Below are 18,324 nucleotides of genomic sequence, written 5' to 3' on the forward strand. Positions count from 1 at the left end.
GAAACGTCGCCGGCAAAGGATCGTTCCGCAGACAACTGATAAACGAGGCCGCGCCCGGCCAAGGCGGACCAACATACGATTTTACTAAAAATAGAAGGAACTCATGAGACTGCTCCGGCTTGAGTCGCGGTTCCTGGAGTCGCGCGTGCATGACCAGCGGCAAAGACCGGCTTTCCTTCATCGAGTTCCAATCGCCCACCTTGGTCGAGAAAGCTCCCGATGACGGCGACTGGCTGCACGAGATCAAATACGACGGCTACCGAACCCAGCTCATCGTGGAAGGTGGAATAGCGCGAGCCTTCACGCGCCGCGGCTATGACTGGTCGTATCGCTACCGGAGGATCGTCCAGGCGGCGGCAGGCTTGCCGGTGAAATCTGCGATCATTGATGGCGAGGCTGTCGTTCTCGGCGACACCGGCTTGCCTGACTACCAGGCCCTGGAGCGCGAGTTGGGCAACCCAAACTCTCCGAGATTGATCTTCTATGCCTTCGACCTGCTGCACCTCGACGGCCGCGATCTGCGACAGCAGCCGCTGGTCGAACGGAAGGCAGCGCTCGAAAAGCTGCTGAAGGACAGCGCGCCGACGCTGACCTATGCTGAGCATCTGGAGGTGAGCGGCAGGGACATGTTCCATCATGCCTGCCGGATGGGCCTGGAGGGGATCGTGTCGAAGCGCGCGGACGCGCCCTACCGCTCCGGCGTGCAGACGAGTTGGGTCAAGGTCAAATGCATCAAGAGCGACACCTTTCCGATCGTCGCGTTCGTCGAGAAGCTCGGCGCTGAGCCGCGCCGGATCGCATCGCTCTACATTGGCAGGCGCGAGGGCGATCGGCTGCTTTATGCAGGCAAGGCTCAGAGCGGTTATACGCTTGAAGTGGCGCGACGCGTTCGCGAACGGCTCGATCCGCTGATCGTCGGCAAATCGCCTTTGTCGGAGCCCATTGTGAAGCCAAAGGCGACTTGGGTGAGGCCCGAGATCCTGGCCGAGGTGCAGTTCAGCGGCGTTACCGATCGCGGCATATTGCGCGAGGCCGTGTTCAAGGGGCTCCGGGAGGACCTTGTGGCGGTCCCGGCCAAGCCGCCAGCGCCCTCGAAACGACGCGCGGACCGAGACCACGGCGTGCCGCGTGAGAACATTTTGCAGCTGCTGCCCGATGCGGTCTCGCCTGCCAGGGAGGAGCTCGTTCGCTATTGGAGGCTTGTCGCCGACCAGGCGCTGGTGCATCTCGGCCGTCGCCCACTGAAGCTCGTCCGTCATGCCTTCGGGGCAACTTTCTATCACAAGGGGCCGCTGCCCGAGATTCCGGCAGCGGTGCACCAGCTGCGCGTCGAGAAGCGAGAAGGCGGGGAGGGCACTCGGGTTTGGGTCGACGACCTCGACGGCTTGCTCGGGCTGGTCGAAATGGATGCGGTCGAGCTGCACCCCTGGAATGCCACGGTGGATGACATCGAGCATGCCGACCGGATCGTGCTGGACCTCGACCCGGGTGAGGGTGTGGAATGGGCAGAAGTGACTGAGACCGCGCTGGCCCTGCGCGACATCATGGCAGCGTCAGGTCTGGAAAGCTGGCCGAAGGTCACGGGCGGCAAGGGCATTCACTTGATGGCGCCGTTGGCGGCGAAGGTGACCCACGACCGCGCGCGGCAGCTCGCCAGGTCGATCGCCCAGGTCCTCGCCGACGCAGAACCCGACCGCTATTTGCTCTCAGCCGCACCGGCGGCCCGCAAAGGCCGGATCTTCATCGACTATCTCCGCAACGGACGCGGCAACACGGCCGCCGGCGCTTTTTCGCCGCGGGCCCGCCCCGGCTTCCCCATCGCACATCCCGTCACATGGGTGCAGGTCGAGCGGCGTATCCGGCCCGATGCGTTTGCCATGGACCATCCGTTCAGGGCGGCTCAGCGAAATGCGGCGTAGCGGGCGAAGCCGGTAAAGATCATCCCGAATCTGCGCTCTTACGCATAGGCGATTGAATTTTCGGGCGGAACCAGTTTCCAAGAGCGCAAATTGCTGGCATGATCATATAAGGGCCTATGCATATTTCTGATTCGATGGCCCCTGATCCTGGCAACCGACGGCTCCCCAACGCCCCCCGCCCATGCCGTCGGTTGCCTCATTTCGAAATCTCAGGCGCAAGACACAGCCTCGACGGTGGAGCAGGCCGGCGTCAAAGCGGGCTGAGGCGCGCCGCGGAACTTTCCGCCATGATGACGGCAATCACGAGCCGAACCAAAATAGGGCCAGAAGTGCCACGAAGATTACGGCCGCGGCGACGCTGCCCCACATGAAGACCCTGCTGGTGCCACGCTGCTCGTCCTCCCGGGATAGGTTGTTAGCCATGTCAAGTCTCCTTCGCAATGTGTCCGCAGAAGTGCGAACGCTCGTCAGCGGCTCGACAATGCCTTTGCTTCGCGCTCCAGCGTCGCACGATCGTTTCCGTGCTTTTTGATGAGGTCGCGAGCCTCGGGAATTGTCAGCTGGAATTTCCTCGCGAAGTAGGCGACCTCATATTCTTCATCGCCTGACACGCGGCCGCGGTCGCGGAAATCGCGCTTGGTCGTGTCGTCTGCCATCGTTGTTCCTCCTGGATAGGGATAAAACCGCCTCCCTGTGGGAATGTTCCAGCCTCTAGGAGGATGGTATGCGGACGCGGCTTCCGTCCTGATCAGCGATATTTTTCGTGGAGCCGCGGGCCTGCCGCTCGTCATGCTCACGAGGTCCCTGTCACTCTCGCCACGGAACAATCCGCAGTCCTTGTGGTTCGGGCCCACCAAACCAGGAGGAACAAACTATGTCTGAATCCCGCGAATGGCTCATCCAATGGCTGAGGGATGCTCACGCAATGGAAGAGCAAGCCGAGACGATGCTGTCCGGCCAACTGGGCCGGCTCGAGAGCTATCCGGAACTCAGCGAACGCATCCGGGCTCACCTGGCCGAGACCAAGGAGCAGGCGAGACGATTGAAGTCTTGCCTCGATGGATTGGAAGAAGGCTCGTCAACACTGAAGGACGCAGGCGGAAAACTGACCGCAATGGCGCAGTCGATCAGTGGGGTGTTCGCCGGCGACGAGGTGATGAAAGGCTCTCTGGCCAGCTACACTTTCGAACATATGGAGATCGCCTCCTACACGATCCTCATGGCTGCCGCTGAAACCGTGGGTGAAGCCGAGGTCGCTCGGGTCTGCGAGCAGAACCTGCGCGAAGAAGAAGCGATGGCCGAGTGGCTGAAGAACAATCTTCCGGAGGTCACCGAGACGTTTCTCGCCCGGGCCGACGCCGACAGCGACAGCGCCAAGCGTTAGAAACGCCGGAAGCGGTTTCCCGTCCGGAATGGCTAAATCAAAGAGATAGACCGAGGCGGCGGTGGCCGCCGCCTCGGTCCCATCAAGCGTGATTCGGCTGGGCTGCATTTCCTATTGGGGGTGGAACTGCTCCCTCCTCGATGAGGATGTCCTTCCGGCGGGCAAAGGCAACGAAAACGCCTCTCGCCGTTTCTGCGTCGATTTCGCCGGCCAAGGCGGCCTTGCAGGCGCGCATCGCCGCCTTCTGCTCAGGGCTGTTGCCACACCAGTCGACGACGAATTGATAGGCATCTACGACAGTGTTCAGCTGACGCGGAAATCCCAGTCCGACCCAGACGCGGATCGGCTTTTCGAACGGTTTTGCAAGCATCGCGACTGCCTCCTTTGCGGCTACGCAGCCACGCCGCTGTCTGGGCTCTTGCCGGTCATCCAAGGCAAAGTGACTCTCACGTCCTCGTGGATTTTGACCGACTTTGCGAAGCCGCAGAACGCGTCTCTGGCGGCCGTCAACGGATAATCGCTGTCGAATGCTCGCTGGCAGGCGCGCAGGGCGGTCTCGTAGATGGTGCCGCGTCTGTTCTTGGGCCATTCGTAGAGAAATTCCAGGGCGTCCTCGAGGCACGCGATTTCCTGGATAAGGCTGTTCCCGCTCTTCACGAAAACAGGGCTGTCAAACATCCGATCGTTCATAAGATCCTCCAAGTCGAACGAACAATTTGAGTTCTGGGGCAGGCCGGAACCGGCAGCGATCCTGGCCTGGCTGCGATATGGGTTTGTGGTTTTTGGCCGTCAAGATGGGCGCGCGTGCGGGAGCGTTTCGGCTCGATGGAACCTTCTGCGGGTCTTGCTGTTCGGTACGCAGCGGCAGGGCAACCCTTTGCTCCGAAATCAGAGCCGCCATCCGTGAGCGAGTCATCGTCCCGCTCTGTTGCGAAAACCCGCCCCGCGCTCTCCCCGGGCGGGTTTTTGCCGGAGCAATTCAAAAGCGTCACACCGGTTTCCGTACGCAATTGCCGGCAGGCACAGTCTTCCTCACGCCGGCCGCTGAACCAGCGGTGCCTTTCGCGCGGGAGGCTTGCTCGTGGTCACCAGCCTGACCTTGTCGATGTCCACTGTAACCGGTACGCCGAGCTTCACGGTCACCCGGTTCCCATTGACGCGCGTTACATCTCCGACGAGCTCGATCGGCTGGCCTCTCTTCACGGTCGCCGTGCGGTCGATGATCGAATGCGGCTGCCCATAGGAGGGAATCGACACGCTGACTCGGTCCTCCGTCACCCGCCGGCGAACCGTTGCGGTGATAGCGACCTCGTCTCCGACCTTGATGCCTCTTGCCATAAACGCAAAGACTGGTGCGGCCAACGGATTCGTCAAGCGATCGCTAATGTATCTTTGCGGACTTTCCAGCGCGTGCCTTGGCACGCGTCCAAGAAAACCGGATCTGGCTCGCGTCGAACAGGCTACTTCCTGCGCAACAGTGCCTTCGCCTCGCGAACGAGCGAACCCCAGTTCAAGCCCAGGAAAGAAATAAGTTCCAAAGCTTGCGCTTCGGTGATGCCGATCTCCCGGACAAGCCGTTGAACGACAGATTCCTGTGACTGACTTTCAGATGTGAGCGCCATGCGGAGTCCCCTATGGCGGCGCAACGTTCAAGTCAGGGATTGGTTCCCGCCAATTCACCGACCCGGGCTTGGCCTGCCACGGGCGGTCTGTCATTGGCTGGAAGCGAGCTTCTGGATACGTCCGTTATCCAGACGGAACACCCCCTCAGTGCCGCCCTGGCGCTCGAAGTCGGTCTGGAGTTCGTCCCACGTACCCAGATATTTGCCGCATTCCGCGCAATGGATTTGAGTTGTGGGTTGAGCATCGATGGGGATCTGCAACCGGATCACACCGCAATACGGGCATTCCAATTTGTGATCCAGATACCTGCCAGCGATCATTGCCCACCATCGCGCAATCGGCAGGTCTGCGCAAGCCGCGGATTCTTGTGCACCGACCAGGAGTGCGCAGCGATTCTTAGGCAACGAGAGCTTAAAAGCTCGTCGACCGAGTCCGTCTCAGGAAGGGTCGCGGCGCGCGTTAGACAGGCTTCAGCCCGGCTCGATGTCCTAAAACAGCCAATCCCGAAACGTCGCGGGCCGATGGCATTTTCGGCGGAACGCTAATATACATGACACCCGAATGAGCAGCGCCTCCGCACACGAGGAATGCTATGCGATGGGTCATCGTCACGGCCATGTGTATTGCCGCCGCAACAGGCGCCAATGCGCATGATTGGTACGAAAACAAGATTGACCCGGTAACGAAATTCAAGTGTTGCGGCGGGTATGATTGCCGCGCCATCCCTCAGTCGTCGGTGCGGTCCAGGGCTGACGGCGGCTATACGTATTTGCCCGATGGTTTCAACATTCCGCGAGACCGGGTTCAGGAATCGCCGGACGGCCAATACCATATCTGCGAAAACAAGTACGTCATAACCAATCAGCCCTATTTGCGCTGCTTTTTCGCGCCACGGCTCAAGGTTTCTCGACTGGTCACACGCTGAGGGGAGGGCCGATCTCGAGTGGGTCCATCGAGCGGCTTAAGTCGGCGGGAACTAGACGCCTGAGTGCCTCGCCCTGATAATTCTGGCTTCCCGCAACAGCGCAGGACGATCGCGTCCAACCGCCTTTATCAGCCTCTTGGCTTGCGCGTCCGAAATGCCTGTTTTCTGTTTGAGCAAAATGACGAGCTGCTTGTCGTCGATGCGGTTATGGGAACTGCTTTCGCCGGGTTCGGTCATTGTAGGATCCTCCTCCGACCGAACGGGAACAAGCCCCGAAAGGTTTCATGCCGTTGTTGCTTTTCGTAAGCCATTGGCACCGCCGATCGCGTAGCGGCAAATCAGCCCTCGCCGGACCCGCCTGAATCGGCAAGACGGCCTTTGGTCCTCAACTGCACCACATTTGCAGCGGTCGGCCGTTCCGTCTCGGCACGCTGCAGGGCGCACGCCATATCGGCCCGTGGCAAACAAAGGGTCACGCTCGTGCCTTTGCCGACGTCGCTTTCGACAGCACCGCCGGACTGCTGCGCAAAGCCGTAGACCTGGGCGAGGCCGAGGCCCGTGCCTTCGGGCCCTTTGGCAGAACGGTTCGAAAACTTGCGGCAGCACGTCTGGCGCAATCCCCATGCCCGTGTCCGTCACCCGCAATGCGACGAACCCGCCTTCCAGACCGGCCGCGCTGCATTGGAGACTGACGCCGGCCGCCGCCGTGCGTGCTCTAACCGGCCTCTGCATGTTCCATCAGGGAGCTTTCTGGCGTTCCATCTCCAATTCGGCCTTCAGGCTTTCGATGTCGCGAAAAATCGAGGCGACCGCCAGTGTGCGTCCCTTGCGCTTGAAACGCAGGAGGCAATCTTTGGCGGCGATGTCGCCTTCCACGGCGATCTCGTCCCATCGCTCCGCATGTCCGACGTAATTGATCGGGACGTCATAGTGCTGGCTCCAGAAGAACGGGACGGCAGTGTATTTCTCGCGCTCTCCGAGCATGTTCAGAGCTGCCGTCTGCCCCTGCCTTTCTGCGACCACCCAGTGCTCGACCCTGATGTTTTCGCCAGAGTGGGGATCGGGCCACCGTGCAATGTCGCCTGCCGCGAAAATGCCCGGCACGCTCGTCTCCAGAAAGGCGTCCACCATGATGCCGCGGTCGAGCCTGAGCCCAGCCTTTTCGGCAAGCCCGAGCCGCGGCCGCACGCCGATGCCGGCGACGATGAGATCCGCGGTCAGCGTAAGGCCGCTGCTCAGTTGAATGCTCGTGCCGTCGATGGCGGTCGCGGTGTCCTTGAGATGAAAAACGACGCCGTTCCGCTCGTGGAGGCTGCGGATGAAGTCGCCCATCTGCGGCCCGAGGACCCGCTCCATGGGGCGCTCGTCGGGCGCGACGACATGAACTTCGATGTTTCGCGCGCGCAGGGACGCGGCAACCTCGAGGCCGATGAAACTGGCGCCCAGCACGATGGCGCTGCGGGCCGTCTTGGCTTCCTCGATGATCGTGCTGCAGTCGGAGAGCGAGCGCAGCGTATGGACCTGTGGCTGACCGGCGCCCGGGATGGCGAGGCGGACGGGTTCGGCTCCCGTCGCAAGCAGCAAGCGGTCGTAAGCAGTTCGGTTCCCGTCTGCGTGCACGACCTCGCCGGACTGGACATCGATGTCGGCGACGCTGGTTTTGAGGCGCAGATCAATGCCGTTCTTGGCATAAAAGCTTTCCCCACGCAGCGGAACCCAATCCGATGGCGCCTTGCCGGCGAGGTAGTCCTTGGAAAGATTGGGGCGATCGACGGGCGGCGCCTCGTCGTCGCTGAGCATGACGATGCTGCCCTGATGGCCTTCGCGACGTAGTCTTTCGGCGGCTGCGAAACCGGCCGCGCCGCCGCCAACGATCACGATTCTGCCGGCAAACCGGCCAGCGCCTCCACTGATGGGCTTTTGAGCCACCCGTTTGCGCTTCTCGCCCACGAATATGCGATCGCCGCGCTGTTCCACCGACCAACAGGCGAGTGGGCTGAACGCCGGCGCACGCACGGCTTCGCCCGTGCGCAAATCGAAGCAGGCGTGGTGCCACGGACATCGAACGGTATCCTCCACGACAAGACCATCGACCAGCGGCCCGCCATAATGCGTGCACGCCGCTCCGATTGCGAAGACCTCTGTCCCGCGGCGCATCAACAGCACCTGTTCATCGCCACAGTGACCGACCAGCTTTGCGCCATCGGCAAGGTCGGATAGCGCGATCCCTTGGGCCAGATCCGGTCCGTTCGATTTAGAGTGGTCTTGAGCCATCTTCTTCTCCCTGCGCTGTTCGATTGGGGTCCGACCGAGCCAGACTGACTCCTGACGCTGGTTTGGGCAAATCAAGGATCGCCCGGCCTGCTTTGCGCCTGTCGATGAGCAAATGTTCGAGGCCTAGCGCGACATCGACACCCCATCCTTTGATGATGCCGGCCGACGAATGATTTGATGAAGTTTCGTCAGATCGGTTTCCAACGGACCGACAAATTTTCGCAAGCTCCGGCCACACCGGGTTAGATCGAAGCGCAGAAGGCAGCGTAGGGGACAGCCCATTCGGCTGGACTTGTGGACAGCCTCGACCCCGATGGGGAAGCGGGCGGACCGTCGCACCCGCCTATCCATAACCGATGCGCCGTAAGTCGCTGAAATCCTTAACGCGATTTTCATTCCGCTCGTTTAGTTCACTTGGCACATGAGAGATACCGACCAGCCTGGCCCTGGTGCAGCCCTTCAGGGGCAAAGCGACGCCGTGGAAGCGGGAATTCTGCGGGATCAGTTCGCTGACCTGAAGAAGGGCCTTTTCATCTCGATGCCCATCGGCACGGTTCTCTCGGCCCTGATCCTGGCCGTGCAGATGCTCTCGGGCGGTGGCCCGGTGGCGGTGCTGTGGTTTGCGGCGGTCACCATCATCAACGGCGCTCGCATAGGACTGGCGCTCGCCCAGCCGGAAATTGCCTTTAATGGGCCCGATAGCCGGTCGAAGCGGGTCGATGCGCGACTTTCCCTTTACGGGCAGTTGGCGTTGGCATCGGGCATCGCCTGGTCTTTTCTGGCCGTGCTGTCGGATGGATACACCACTCCCCAGGCGCCGCTCTATCTGATCGTCCTCGCCGGCCTGTCGGCCGGTTCGGTCACCTATGGTGCGTCATACGCGCCGGCTTCGATCAACTTCTTGACATTGCCGCTTCTGATCGCCGCAGGATGCGTGTTGGCGAAAGGCAATATCGAGAACTACGTCCTCGGCTTCACCGTCCTGCTTTTTCTTGGAGGCATGATTAGAACCTCGCTGCTCGGGCAGGCCCGCTTCAAGGAGACGAGCCGCCTCAAATACGAGGCGAGGGCGTTCGCAGCCCGGATGGAACGGAACTCCAGGTGCGATCCGCTGACGAACTTGCTCAACAGGCACGGGCTCGAGCACGCAATTGGCGAGATGGGTTTTTCCGACGGTCCGTTCGTGACCATGCTGATCGATCTCGACGGCTTCAAATCCGTCAACGACACCTATGGTCACAATATCGGCGACGACCTGCTGGTCAGGGTCGCGCGCAGGATAGAGAACCACGCGCCGCCGAGGGCAACGATCGCGCGCATCGGCGGCGACGAGTTCGTGCTGCTCTTTCCCGCCGCAAGCTCGCAGCACTCGATAGACGAGCTTGCGTCGTTGATCATCGCGGCCATCGCCAATCCGGATCCGGCATTGAAATCGGTGCGTGTCGGCGCGTCGATCGGTATCTACGCTTCGGAGACACCGCGACTGACGGAGATGCTGCTGCGCGCCGACTTCGCGCTTTACGCGGCCAAGCGCAGCGGCAGGAACGAATACTGTATCTTCGATGCCGAGCTCGATCACGGGCTCGAACGCAAGCACTGCATCGAGCGCGACCTGCGCGCAGCCATCGAGAGAGGCACGCTTTGCTCATGGTTCCAGCCCATCGTGCGGCTGGACACGCAGGCGGTGGTCGGCTTCGAAGCGCTGCTGCGGTGGCAGCACCCGGTCCACGGGGCCATTCCCCCGCCGGAGATCGTGACAGCGGCGCGTGAAACCGGTCTGCTTTCCCTGCTGACGGAGACGGTGTTTCTCAATTGCTGCTCCATGATCGAGGAACTGGCGAGAAAAGGGCGCCAGGATGTGCGTGTTGCGATGAATCTGTCGCCGCGTGAGCTCGAGGCAGGCAATGTCGACGATATGATGCTGGACATCCTGAAGACGAGGAATGTCCCCGCCTCCATGCTCGAGATAGAGATCACCGAAGAGGCGCCCGTGGATCGCGCCAGGGTCGACGAAAAGCTGGAACGCCTGGCGGACGCGGGCATATCGATCGTGCTGGACGATTTCGGCACCGGCTTTTCGACCCTGGTTTCGCTGAAGGACAGCCGGATCCGCAAGATCAAGATCGACAAGGACTTCGTTCGCGATCTGGCCAAGTCGGTGGAAGATCAGGCGCTGGTCAAGGCCGTCATCGATCTCGGGCGAACGCTTGGCATAGAGGTCATGGCGGAGGGGGTCGAAACGGACGCCGATCGCCTGATCCTGCGCTCGCTCGATTGCATGATCGCGCAGGGCTTCCTCTTCTCGGCAGCACTTCCCATGCAAGACGCGCTCGCCTTCGAGCCGACGCACTTCGAGAACTCTGGCAAAGCCCTATTCGATCCCGCAGGGCTGCGTCGCGCCGAACCGGCAGCGCTGCGTAGGAGGTGAGCGGCTGCGGCTGCCCAACTCCTACGTCAGCGAGCCTCGAAGACCACTGTCGGCGGCTTGGATATCAGACCGGCAAGCCGTTTTGCTTTCGCAGGCTCTTATCGAAGGCGGATTCGGGAACGAAACGGCGCAGGAAGCTGATCTGGCGAGCGATTTTTCCGGCCGCATAGCGCCTCCGTGGAACGGAGGCGGTCGCCGCTTGCAAGACCGTCTTGGCCACGACCTCGGGCGCATCGCCTGTCTCGATGGCTTTCCGCAGAACCACATCCATGCCGGCGCGCGCGGTGCTATAGATGTCCAGCAACTGATCGGGCCGGGCGAGATTTTCTTCAAACGACGTGCGGGTGTAGGCGGGCTCGACCAGCACCACGCGAATTCCGAACGAGCGCAGTTCATGGTCGAGCGATTCGGAATAGCCTTCGATCGCATGCTTGGTCGACGCATAGAGGGCGGAATAGGGAGCGGGAATCAGGCCCAGCACGGAACTCAAATTCACGATTCTGCCGCTGCGCTGGCGTCGCATTGTCGGCAGCACCGCGTTGGTCATTCGGATGACACCAAAGACATTGACATCGAAGAGCGCCTGAGCCTGCGCAGTCGAGGATTCTTCCGCGCCGCCAAGCAGGCCGATGCCGGCATTGTTGACGAGCAGATCTATGCGCCCTGTTTCGGCCAGCACCTCTTCGACCAGCTTCGATACGGACGCGTCATCGGTCACGTCGCCGGTCAGCATGGTAACGCCGTCGGACTGTTCGGAGACCGCGCGACGGCTGGTTCCGAACACGCGAAAGCCCGCGTTCCGGAGGGTTGCGGCCGTTGCACGCCCGATGCCCGAGGATGCCCCTGTGACGAGGGCGACGCCAGGATTGGTCTTGTTCATGAGATCACTTTCTTGCGGCTGGAGTGGGGAAACAGGAAGGCCGAAGCAGAAGCGTCAGCCAGCAGCGGCTCGACCGGTTCATCCCTGTCCGTCCCAGCGCCGGAACAGCGCGCTGGCGTTCACACCTCCGAAGCCAAAACCATTGGCGATCGCGTAGTTCATTTCCATTGGTCGGGCTTGGTTCGCGACGAAGTCTATCCCGTCGCCGGCCGGATCGGGCGCGCCCAGATTGAGGGTTGGCGGCGCCACCTGGTCCCTGAGCGCCAATATCGTGAAGATCGCGCCGAGCCCGCCGGCGGCGCCGAGCAGGTGTCCGGTCGCCGACTTGGTTCCGCTGACGGCGATGGAGAAATCCGCGCCGAAGACCTTTTTGATCACTTCGATTTCGCCCAGGTCGCCCACCGGCGTGGAGGTCGCATGCGCATTGAGGTGGCGGATCTCACGTGGCGAAATGCCGGCCTGGACAATCGCGATCTCCATGGCACGTCGCGCTCCATCGCCGTCCTCGGGACCGGAAGTGACGTGATAGGCATCCGCCGTGGTGCCGTAGCCGACGACCTCGGCGAGCGGTTTCGCGCCGCGAGCCAGCGCATGGCTCAATTCCTCGATGACCAGGATGCCGGCGCCTTCGCCCATGACGAAACCGTCCCGCGACATGTCGAACGGGCGAGAGGCCTGATCGGGGCGGTGATTGAAGGAGGTCGAAAGCGAGCGTGCCGCTGCGAAGCCGCCCAAGCTTACGGTGTTCATGCATGCTTCGGTGCCGCCGCACAAAGCGATATCGGCCTCGTTGGCGCGGATGATACGAGCCGCATCGCCGATCGCCTGGATGCCGGCGGCGCATGCGGTTACCGGTGCGCCGATGTGGCCTTTGAAGCCGTAGCGGATCGAGATGTGGCCAGCCGCGAGGTTCACCAGGAAAGACGGTACCGTGAACGGCGAAAGACGCCGAACGCCGCGCTGGTCGACGGTCCGCACCGCCTCGGTGATGGCGGGAAAACCTCCGATACCCGAAGCGATGATCGTCGCCGTGCGAACCCGATCGTTTTCCGAGGCCGGCTTCCATCCCGCCTGGGCAAGCGCCTCTTCCGCCGCGGCCAGCGCGAACAGGATGAACCGGTCGACCTTACGCTGATCCTTCGGCGCCAGGAACGCGTTCGGATCGAGGCCGGCTTCGGGATCTTCCTCCAGGGACGGAACCACGCCGCCGACCTTCGCCGGCAGGTCTCCCACCATTTCGTCGGGAAGCCTGCGAATGCCCGAGCGACCGGCCAGGAGACGCGACCAGGACGCCTCGACATCCGCGGCAAGCGGCGTGACCGCGCCCATGCCCGTTACAACAATCCGTCGCATCGATACTCCTGTTTGGTATTCAAGGCGCGGCCGGCGAGGCCGGCGCCGCAGCGTCCATTTCGTGTGGGCATCATTGCTTTTCGCGCAAGATCAGGCATGTCGACGTGCCATGAGCGTAGAGCCCGCCTTGCGAATTCTCGATCCTGCCCTCCAGCGTGATGATGGTCCGGCCGCGCGAAACGACATGGCCGATGACGCGCATTACGCCGGAATCGACGAATATCGGACGGACGAACTTGGCGGAGGTTTCGTGCGACGGGCACAATTCGCCAGGGGCGAGGGTCGTCTGCGCGGCAAGTGACATGGCAGTATCGAGCATCGTCATGATCCAGCCGCCATGGATGCTATTGGTCAAATTGCAAAAACGCGCCTCGGGGGTGACCAGAAGCTCGACCTTGCCTTCCTCCGGCGGAAGCAAGGTGAATGGGAGCGTCTCCGCCATTGATGGGCGGCGGATACTCCCGTCGGCCAGCCCGGCAACGAACTCGAACCCGGAGCACCTCGTCGACTCGATGATGGAGGTTGGAGGACCCATCGTCATTGGGGTGGCTCTTGTCGGAGATTGCCGGCGGACGACATCATGTGCACGCCGTTAGCGGCCGCTTGCAGGAACTGCTCCGACAGCTTCTCGTCGTTGACCGCTCGCGAGAGGATGACCGCGCCGACCATCGTCGAGAGAATGGCCTTGGCCTTGCCCTTGGATTCCTCGCCGTCGGCCTCGCCGACCCAAGGGCCTAGCATCTCGAGATATTCCCTGATGCCGGCTTCGAACGAGGCCTTCACCTCGATGCCCTGCCTCGCGGCGTCCGAGCCGAGCGCCACGACCGGGCAGCCGTCCATCCTCTCTTCGCGGTGCCCCGTGCTGAGATAGAAGTCGATCACCGCGCCAAGCGGATCCTCGGGTTTCGCCGCGACCGCGGCCGACCACCGGTTCGCGGCGCTTTCCAATGCCCGCCTGGACGCCTGTGCCACCAAGTCGTCCTTGGAGGCGAATTGTTTGTAGAACCCGCCTTGGGTGAGCCCGGCGCCCTCCATCAGATCCTTGACGCCGATGCCGTCGAATCCACGTTCGCGAAAAAGCCGGCTTGCCACATCGATCACGGTTTGCCGGTTTTGCTCTGCTTGACTGCGACTTAAGCGCATCGCCAGTCTCCTTTTTTAGATTGCATTCGTAATCAATAGCAGATATAGAGTGCGAACGCAATCTATTTCGACATGAGGCGATGGGCATGAAAAAGCGACTTGTCATTGGGCTGGGAAGCATCCTGGTCGCGGGGTTGGGGGTGGCCGCATTCGTCACGCTGCCCATTCGTACGCAGGCAGCAGCCGTGGCCGATCCCAGGCAGGAAGCGCCGATCGTCAGGCTGGTGACGGCGGCGGTGGTGGCCGGATCCGAACGCGGCTTTACGGGGACGATTGCCGCGCGGGTGCAGAGCAATCTTGGTTTTCGCGTACCCGGCAAGATCATCGAGCGCCTCGTGAATGTCGGTGAACGGGTCAAGGCGGGCCAACCGCTGCTGCGGATCGACGACACCGATCTGGCCCTTGCGCTAACCGCCAAGCGCAACGCTGTCGCTGCGGCACGCGCCGTCCTGGTTCAGGCGAGTGCGGACGAAAAGCGCTATGCCGTTCTGGTTCAGAAGGAATTGGCCGCAACCCCGCAACGCTACGAGCAGGCGAAGGCAGCACTTGATACCGCGACCGCACAGCTTGCCGCTTCGGAAGCGGAAGCGAAGGTCGCTGAGAACGAGGCGACCTACTCGGTCCTGGTGGCGGACGCGGATGGAACGGTGGTCGAAACGCTTGGCGAGCCGGGACAGGTCGTTTCCGCCGGCCAGACGGTGGTTCGGATCGCCCAGGCCGGCCCCCGCGAAGCTGTGGTTGCGCTTCCCGAAACGATCCGGCCGGCGATCGGTTCGCATGCCGAGGCAGGCGTATACGGGGTCGACAGGCGCTATACAGCGCATCTGCGGCAGTTGTCGGACGCCGCCGATCCCCAGACCCGCACCTATGAGGCCCGCTATGTGCTCGACGGGGAAGCCGCGGCAGCACCGCTGGGTGCGACCGTGACCATCCGGATTGCAAGCCAGGCGAGTGAGCCCGAAGTCCAGGTGCCGCTGGGAGCGGTGCTCGATGACGGTGGCAAGACCGGCGTTTGGGCCCTGGATCGCGCCGCCTCGACCGTGCACTTTCGGCCCGTCAGCCTTGTTCGTGTGACCAGCGAAACCGCCGTGATCTCCGGACTGAGTTCTGATCAACCGATTGTTTCACTTGGCGCTCATCTCCTGAAGGAAGGAGTTCGCGTCAGAACTGCTTCCGAAAGCGGGAGCAATTGACGATGAACCTCAATCTTTCAGCGCTCGCCGTTCGCGAACGCGCCGTCACCCTGTTCTTCATCCTCCTGCTGGTGGCCGCCGGCGCTTACGCCTTCCTTATGCTCGGCCGGGCGGAGGACCCCAACTTCACCATCAAGACCCTGACGGTCACGACGGCGTGGCCGGGCGCGACGGCGCGCGAGATGCAGGACCTTGTCGCCGAACCATTGGAGAAGCGCCTTCAGGAACTGACCTGGTACGACCGGGTGGAGACGACAACACGGCCGGGCTATGCGTATATGACGGTCACCCTGAAGGACAGCACGCCGCCATCCGCCGTCCAGGAAGAGTTCTACCAAGCCCGCAAGAAGCTCGGGGATGAAACCCGCAACCTACCTTCCGGCGTCTACGGCCCGTTCATCAACGACGAATATTCCGACGTCAGCTTCGCTCTCTACGCGCTCAAGGCCAAAGGCATGCCGATGCGAGAGCTGGCCAGGCAGGCCGAGGCGATCCGCCAGGACCTCCTGCACGTGCCCGGCGTCAAGAAGATCAACATTCTCGGTGAACGACCCGAACAGATTTTCGTCGAGTTCTCCTACGCCAAGCTGGCCACGCTCGGCGTGTCCGCCCAGGACATCGTCGCCGCCTTGCAGCGGCAGAACACCGTAACCCCGGCGGGCTCGATCGATACTGAGGGGCCGCAGGTCTTCATTCGAGTCGATGGCGCTTATGACAGTGTCCAGGCGATCGCCGACACGCCGATCGTCGCCTCGGGACGGACGCTGAAACTTTCCGACATCGCCGAGGTCCGTCGCGGCTACGAAGATCCTCCCACATACCTCATCCGACGCCAGGGCGAGCCCACCATCATGCTCGCGGCCGTTATGCAGCAGGGCTGGGACGGTCGCGCACTCGGCAAGGCGCTGGAGGACAGGACGGCGGGCATCGTCCGGACATTGCCGCTCGGGATGACGCTCGACAAGGTGTCCGACCAGGCCGTCAACATTACCTCGGCGGTCGACGAATTCATGATGAAGTTCGCGATGGCGCTCGGCGTGGTGTTGCTCATCAGCCTGCTCAGCATGGGTTGGCGCGTCGGCATCGTCGTGGCGGCCGCTGTTCCCCTGACGCTCGCCGCCGTGTTCCTCATCATGCTGGAGACCGGCCGGTTCTTCGACCGCATCACGCTCGGCGCCCCCATCCTGGCGCTCGGTCTTCTCGTGGACGACGCCATCATCGCCATCGAGGTAATGGTGGTGAAAATGGAAGAGGGCATGGACCGTATCGGTGCGGCGGCCTATGCGTGGAGCCACACCGCGGCGCCGATGCTGTCGGGGACGCTCGTGACGATCGCCGGCTTCCTGCCGGTAGGCTTCGCACGCTCGACCGCCGGCGAATATGCCGGCAACATCTTCTGGGTCGTGGGATTCGCGCTCATCGTCTCGTGGATCGTTGCCGTGGTCTTCACGCCCTATCTCGGCGTCAAGATGCTGCCCGAGATCAAACCGATCGAAGGCGGACACCACGCGATCTACGACACGCCGAACTATCGGCGTCTGCGGCGGCTCATCACCTTTGCCGTGCGCCACAAGTTCGCGACCTCCGGCATCGTCGCCATCGCCTTCGCGCTTTCCGTTGCAGGCATGGGCGCCGTCAAGCAGCAGTTCTTCCCGACATCCGACCGCCCGGAAGTGCTTGTCGAGGTTCGCCTGCCGGAAGGCACCAGCATCGAGACGACGACCGCCACGGTCGAGAAGCTCGAGCACTGGCTGAACGGCCAGCCCGAGGCCAAGATCGTCACAAGCTATGTCGGCCAGGGCGCTCCGCGCTTCTTCTTCGCGATGGCACCGGAACTGCCTGATCCTGCCTTTGCCAAGATCGTCGTGCTGACCCCGAACGCCGAGGCGCGCGAGGCGCTGAAACACCGGCTCAGGGAGGCCGTGGCACAGGGGGTCGCGCCGGAAGCCAACGTCCGGGTCACGCAGCTCGTGTTCGGCCCCTACACGCCGTTCCCCGTCGAGTTCCGGGTCATGGGGCCTGATCCCGCGCAGCTCTACGGCATCTCAGAAAAGGCCCTCGAGATCATGCGAAGCGTCCCGGACGTGCGGCAGGCCAGCCGCGACTGGGGCAACCGCACGCCTGTGCTTCGCTTCGTCCCCGATCAGGATCGGCTGAACCTCATCGGCCTGTCGCCGGCGGAGGTGGCTCAGCAGCTGCAGTTTCTCCTCACCGGCATCCCCGTCACGCAGGTCCGCGAGGACATTCGCAATGTCCCCGTCGTGGCTCGCAGCGCCGGCGCCGAGCGGCTGGATCCATCGCGGCTGGCGGATTTCTCGCTGATGAGCCGGGATGGCCGCCAGATTCCGCTCGACCAGATCGGTCACTCGGAAGTCCGCCTGGAAGAGCCGATCATGAAGCGACGCGATCGCACCCCCGTCATCACGATCCGCTCGGACATCAACGAGGCGACCCAGCCTCCGGAGGTCTCAAAGCAGATCACGAAAGCCCTTCAGCCGCTGATCGCGTCCCTTCCGGCCGGCTATAGCATCGAAATGGGCGGATCGATCGAGGAGGCTGAAAAGGCCAATACCGCGTTGGGTAAAATCTTTCCGGCCATGATCGCCGCCATGCTGATCGTCATCATTCTCCAGGTGCGATCTTTCTCGACGATGTTCATGGTCGTGCTGACGGCACCGCTCGGCCTCGTCGGTGTCGTGCCCATGCTGCTCACCTTCAACCAGCCCTTCGGGTTCAACGCCATTCTGGGCTTGATAGGGCTGGCCGGCATCCTGATGCGTAACACGCTGATCCTGACCGAACAGATCAAGGAGAACCGTGCAGCCGGCCTTGACGACTATCACGCCGTCATCGAAGCCACGGTGCAGCGCGCGCGGCCCGTGATCCTGACTGCGCTCGCAGCGGTGCTGGCCTTCATACCCCTCACGCACTCCGTCTTCTGGGGATCGATGGCCTATACCCTGATCGGCGGCACGGCGGTGGGCACGGTGCTGATCCTCCTCTTCCTTCCCGCGCTCTATACCGCGTGGTTCCGGATTAAACCGACAGCCGATGAGGTCCAGGAGGTTTCGACTGAGCAGCTGGAAGTGCCAACAGCAATGGCGGCCGAGTAGGGCTCTGTTGTCGAAAAAGAAGGTTCAAGGCTGTGGTGTCGGCTTTGCCTGACACAGGCAAGCCAACGGCTCGAACTTGCCGCTTACCG

The 18,324-nt window shown here is 62.4% G+C and carries 20 protein-coding genes; 6 read left to right on the plus strand and 14 right to left on the minus strand.

The annotated features are described in order from the left end of the window. Nucleotides 1-149 precede the first annotated feature (149 nt). Entirely contained in the window at nucleotides 150-1,919 is a 1,770-nt protein-coding gene (gene ligD / locus CK220_RS21120) for a DNA ligase D (RefSeq protein ID WP_095813389.1), read from the plus strand. 300 nt (nucleotides 1,920-2,219) lie between these two features. Here the strand turns inward: ligD and CK220_RS32820 are convergent, their stop codons facing one another. Beyond that, nucleotides 2,220-2,342 (minus strand): hypothetical protein, encoded by a 123-nt coding sequence (locus CK220_RS32820; RefSeq protein WP_280952744.1) that lies wholly within the window; start codon nucleotides 2,340-2,342, stop codon nucleotides 2,220-2,222. Between the two features lie 44 nt (nucleotides 2,343-2,386). Further along, nucleotides 2,387-2,575: a DUF3606 domain-containing protein gene (locus CK220_RS21125; RefSeq protein WP_095813390.1), complete on the minus strand. Its 189-nt coding sequence runs from the start codon at nucleotides 2,573-2,575 to the stop codon at nucleotides 2,387-2,389. Between the two features lie 218 nt (nucleotides 2,576-2,793). On the opposite strand from CK220_RS21125, the gene CK220_RS21130 reads away from it, so the two are divergent. Next, a complete protein-coding gene (locus tag CK220_RS21130; RefSeq protein WP_095813391.1) occupies nucleotides 2,794-3,303 on the plus strand; it encodes a DUF892 family protein in 510 nt (169 codons plus the stop codon). 82 nt (nucleotides 3,304-3,385) lie between these two features. Here CK220_RS21130 and CK220_RS21135 read toward each other — a convergent pair whose 3' ends face one another. The 5 genes from CK220_RS21135 to CK220_RS21155 form a co-directional block, all read right to left on the minus strand. Beyond that, on the minus strand, nucleotides 3,386-3,673 hold the full coding sequence (locus CK220_RS21135) for a DUF982 domain-containing protein (protein WP_095813392.1): 288 nt from the start codon (nucleotides 3,671-3,673) through the stop codon (nucleotides 3,386-3,388). 20 nt (nucleotides 3,674-3,693) lie between these two features. Further along, nucleotides 3,694-3,993 carry a DUF982 domain-containing protein gene (locus tag CK220_RS21140; RefSeq protein WP_095813393.1) on the minus strand — a complete coding sequence of 100 codons (300 nt, stop codon included), beginning with the start codon at nucleotides 3,991-3,993 and terminating at the stop codon, nucleotides 3,694-3,696. Nucleotides 3,994-4,335: 342 nt separating this feature from the next. Continuing rightward, complete coding sequence (locus CK220_RS21145; RefSeq protein ID WP_348629673.1) at nucleotides 4,336-4,560, minus strand: hypothetical protein; 225 nt, start codon at nucleotides 4,558-4,560, stop codon at nucleotides 4,336-4,338. A gap of 203 nt (nucleotides 4,561-4,763) precedes the next feature. Then, nucleotides 4,764-4,925, minus strand: a complete 162-nt coding sequence (locus CK220_RS32000) for a hypothetical protein (protein ID WP_095813395.1) — start codon at nucleotides 4,923-4,925, stop codon at nucleotides 4,764-4,766. A 90-nt stretch (nucleotides 4,926-5,015) separates the two neighbouring features. Next, nucleotides 5,016-5,246: a hypothetical protein gene (locus CK220_RS21155; protein WP_095813396.1), complete on the minus strand. Its 231-nt coding sequence runs from the start codon at nucleotides 5,244-5,246 to the stop codon at nucleotides 5,016-5,018. A 272-nt stretch (nucleotides 5,247-5,518) separates the two neighbouring features. Between CK220_RS21155 and CK220_RS31540 the strand changes: the two genes are divergently transcribed. Then, a complete protein-coding gene (locus tag CK220_RS31540; protein WP_141245190.1) occupies nucleotides 5,519-5,851 on the plus strand; it encodes a hypothetical protein in 333 nt (110 codons plus the stop codon). A gap of 51 nt (nucleotides 5,852-5,902) precedes the next feature. Here CK220_RS31540 and CK220_RS21160 read toward each other — a convergent pair whose 3' ends face one another. The 3 genes from CK220_RS21160 to CK220_RS21170 are packed head-to-tail and all read right to left on the minus strand — an operon-like array spanning nucleotide 5,903 to nucleotide 8,125. After that, on the minus strand, nucleotides 5,903-6,088 hold the full coding sequence (locus tag CK220_RS21160) for a hypothetical protein (RefSeq protein WP_095813397.1): 186 nt from the start codon (nucleotides 6,086-6,088) through the stop codon (nucleotides 5,903-5,905). 45 nt (nucleotides 6,089-6,133) lie between these two features. Continuing rightward, nucleotides 6,134-6,583 carry an ATP-binding protein gene (locus tag CK220_RS32940; protein WP_348629674.1) on the minus strand — a complete coding sequence of 150 codons (450 nt, stop codon included), beginning with the start codon at nucleotides 6,581-6,583 and terminating at the stop codon, nucleotides 6,134-6,136. Between the two features lie 6 nt (nucleotides 6,584-6,589). Further along, nucleotides 6,590-8,125: an FAD-dependent oxidoreductase gene (locus CK220_RS21170; RefSeq protein ID WP_095813399.1), complete on the minus strand. Its 1,536-nt coding sequence runs from the start codon at nucleotides 8,123-8,125 to the stop codon at nucleotides 6,590-6,592. 478 nt (nucleotides 8,126-8,603) lie between these two features. Between CK220_RS21170 and CK220_RS21175 the strand changes: the two genes are divergently transcribed. Next, nucleotides 8,604-10,553 carry a GGDEF domain-containing phosphodiesterase gene (locus CK220_RS21175; RefSeq protein WP_245429319.1) on the plus strand — a complete coding sequence of 650 codons (1,950 nt, stop codon included), beginning with the start codon at nucleotides 8,604-8,606 and terminating at the stop codon, nucleotides 10,551-10,553. A 64-nt stretch (nucleotides 10,554-10,617) separates the two neighbouring features. Here the strand turns inward: CK220_RS21175 and CK220_RS21180 are convergent, their stop codons facing one another. The 4 genes from CK220_RS21180 to CK220_RS21195 all read right to left on the minus strand — a co-directional run bounded on the left by CK220_RS21180 (nucleotide 10,618) and on the right by CK220_RS21195 (nucleotide 13,929). Further along, nucleotides 10,618-11,433, minus strand: a complete 816-nt coding sequence (locus CK220_RS21180) for an oxidoreductase (protein WP_095813401.1) — start codon at nucleotides 11,431-11,433, stop codon at nucleotides 10,618-10,620. 78 nt (nucleotides 11,434-11,511) lie between these two features. Continuing rightward, entirely contained in the window at nucleotides 11,512-12,786 is a 1,275-nt protein-coding gene (gene fabF / locus CK220_RS21185) for a beta-ketoacyl-ACP synthase II (RefSeq protein ID WP_095813402.1), read from the minus strand. Nucleotides 12,787-12,856: 70 nt separating this feature from the next. Then, nucleotides 12,857-13,228, minus strand: coding sequence for a PaaI family thioesterase (locus CK220_RS21190; protein WP_245429321.1), 372 nt, complete (start codon nucleotides 13,226-13,228; stop codon nucleotides 12,857-12,859). A 95-nt stretch (nucleotides 13,229-13,323) separates the two neighbouring features. After that, the gene (locus CK220_RS21195) at nucleotides 13,324-13,929 is read right to left on the minus strand and encodes a TetR/AcrR family transcriptional regulator (protein WP_095813403.1); all 606 of its coding nucleotides are present in this window, start codon (nucleotides 13,927-13,929) and stop codon (nucleotides 13,324-13,326) included. A gap of 86 nt (nucleotides 13,930-14,015) precedes the next feature. Here CK220_RS21195 and CK220_RS21200 point away from each other — a divergent pair, with 86 nt between their 5' ends. Beyond that, nucleotides 14,016-15,122, plus strand: a complete 1,107-nt coding sequence (locus CK220_RS21200; protein ID WP_095813499.1) for an efflux RND transporter periplasmic adaptor subunit — start codon at nucleotides 14,016-14,018, stop codon at nucleotides 15,120-15,122. 2 nt (nucleotides 15,123-15,124) lie between these two features. After that, entirely contained in the window at nucleotides 15,125-18,235 is a 3,111-nt protein-coding gene (locus CK220_RS21205) for an efflux RND transporter permease subunit (protein WP_095813404.1), read from the plus strand. Nucleotides 18,236-18,324: the final 89 nt, after the last annotated feature.

The sequence above is a fragment of the Mesorhizobium sp. WSM3860 genome (assembly GCF_002294995.1).
In the GTDB taxonomy this organism is placed as follows: Bacteria; Pseudomonadota; Alphaproteobacteria; order Rhizobiales; family Rhizobiaceae; genus Mesorhizobium.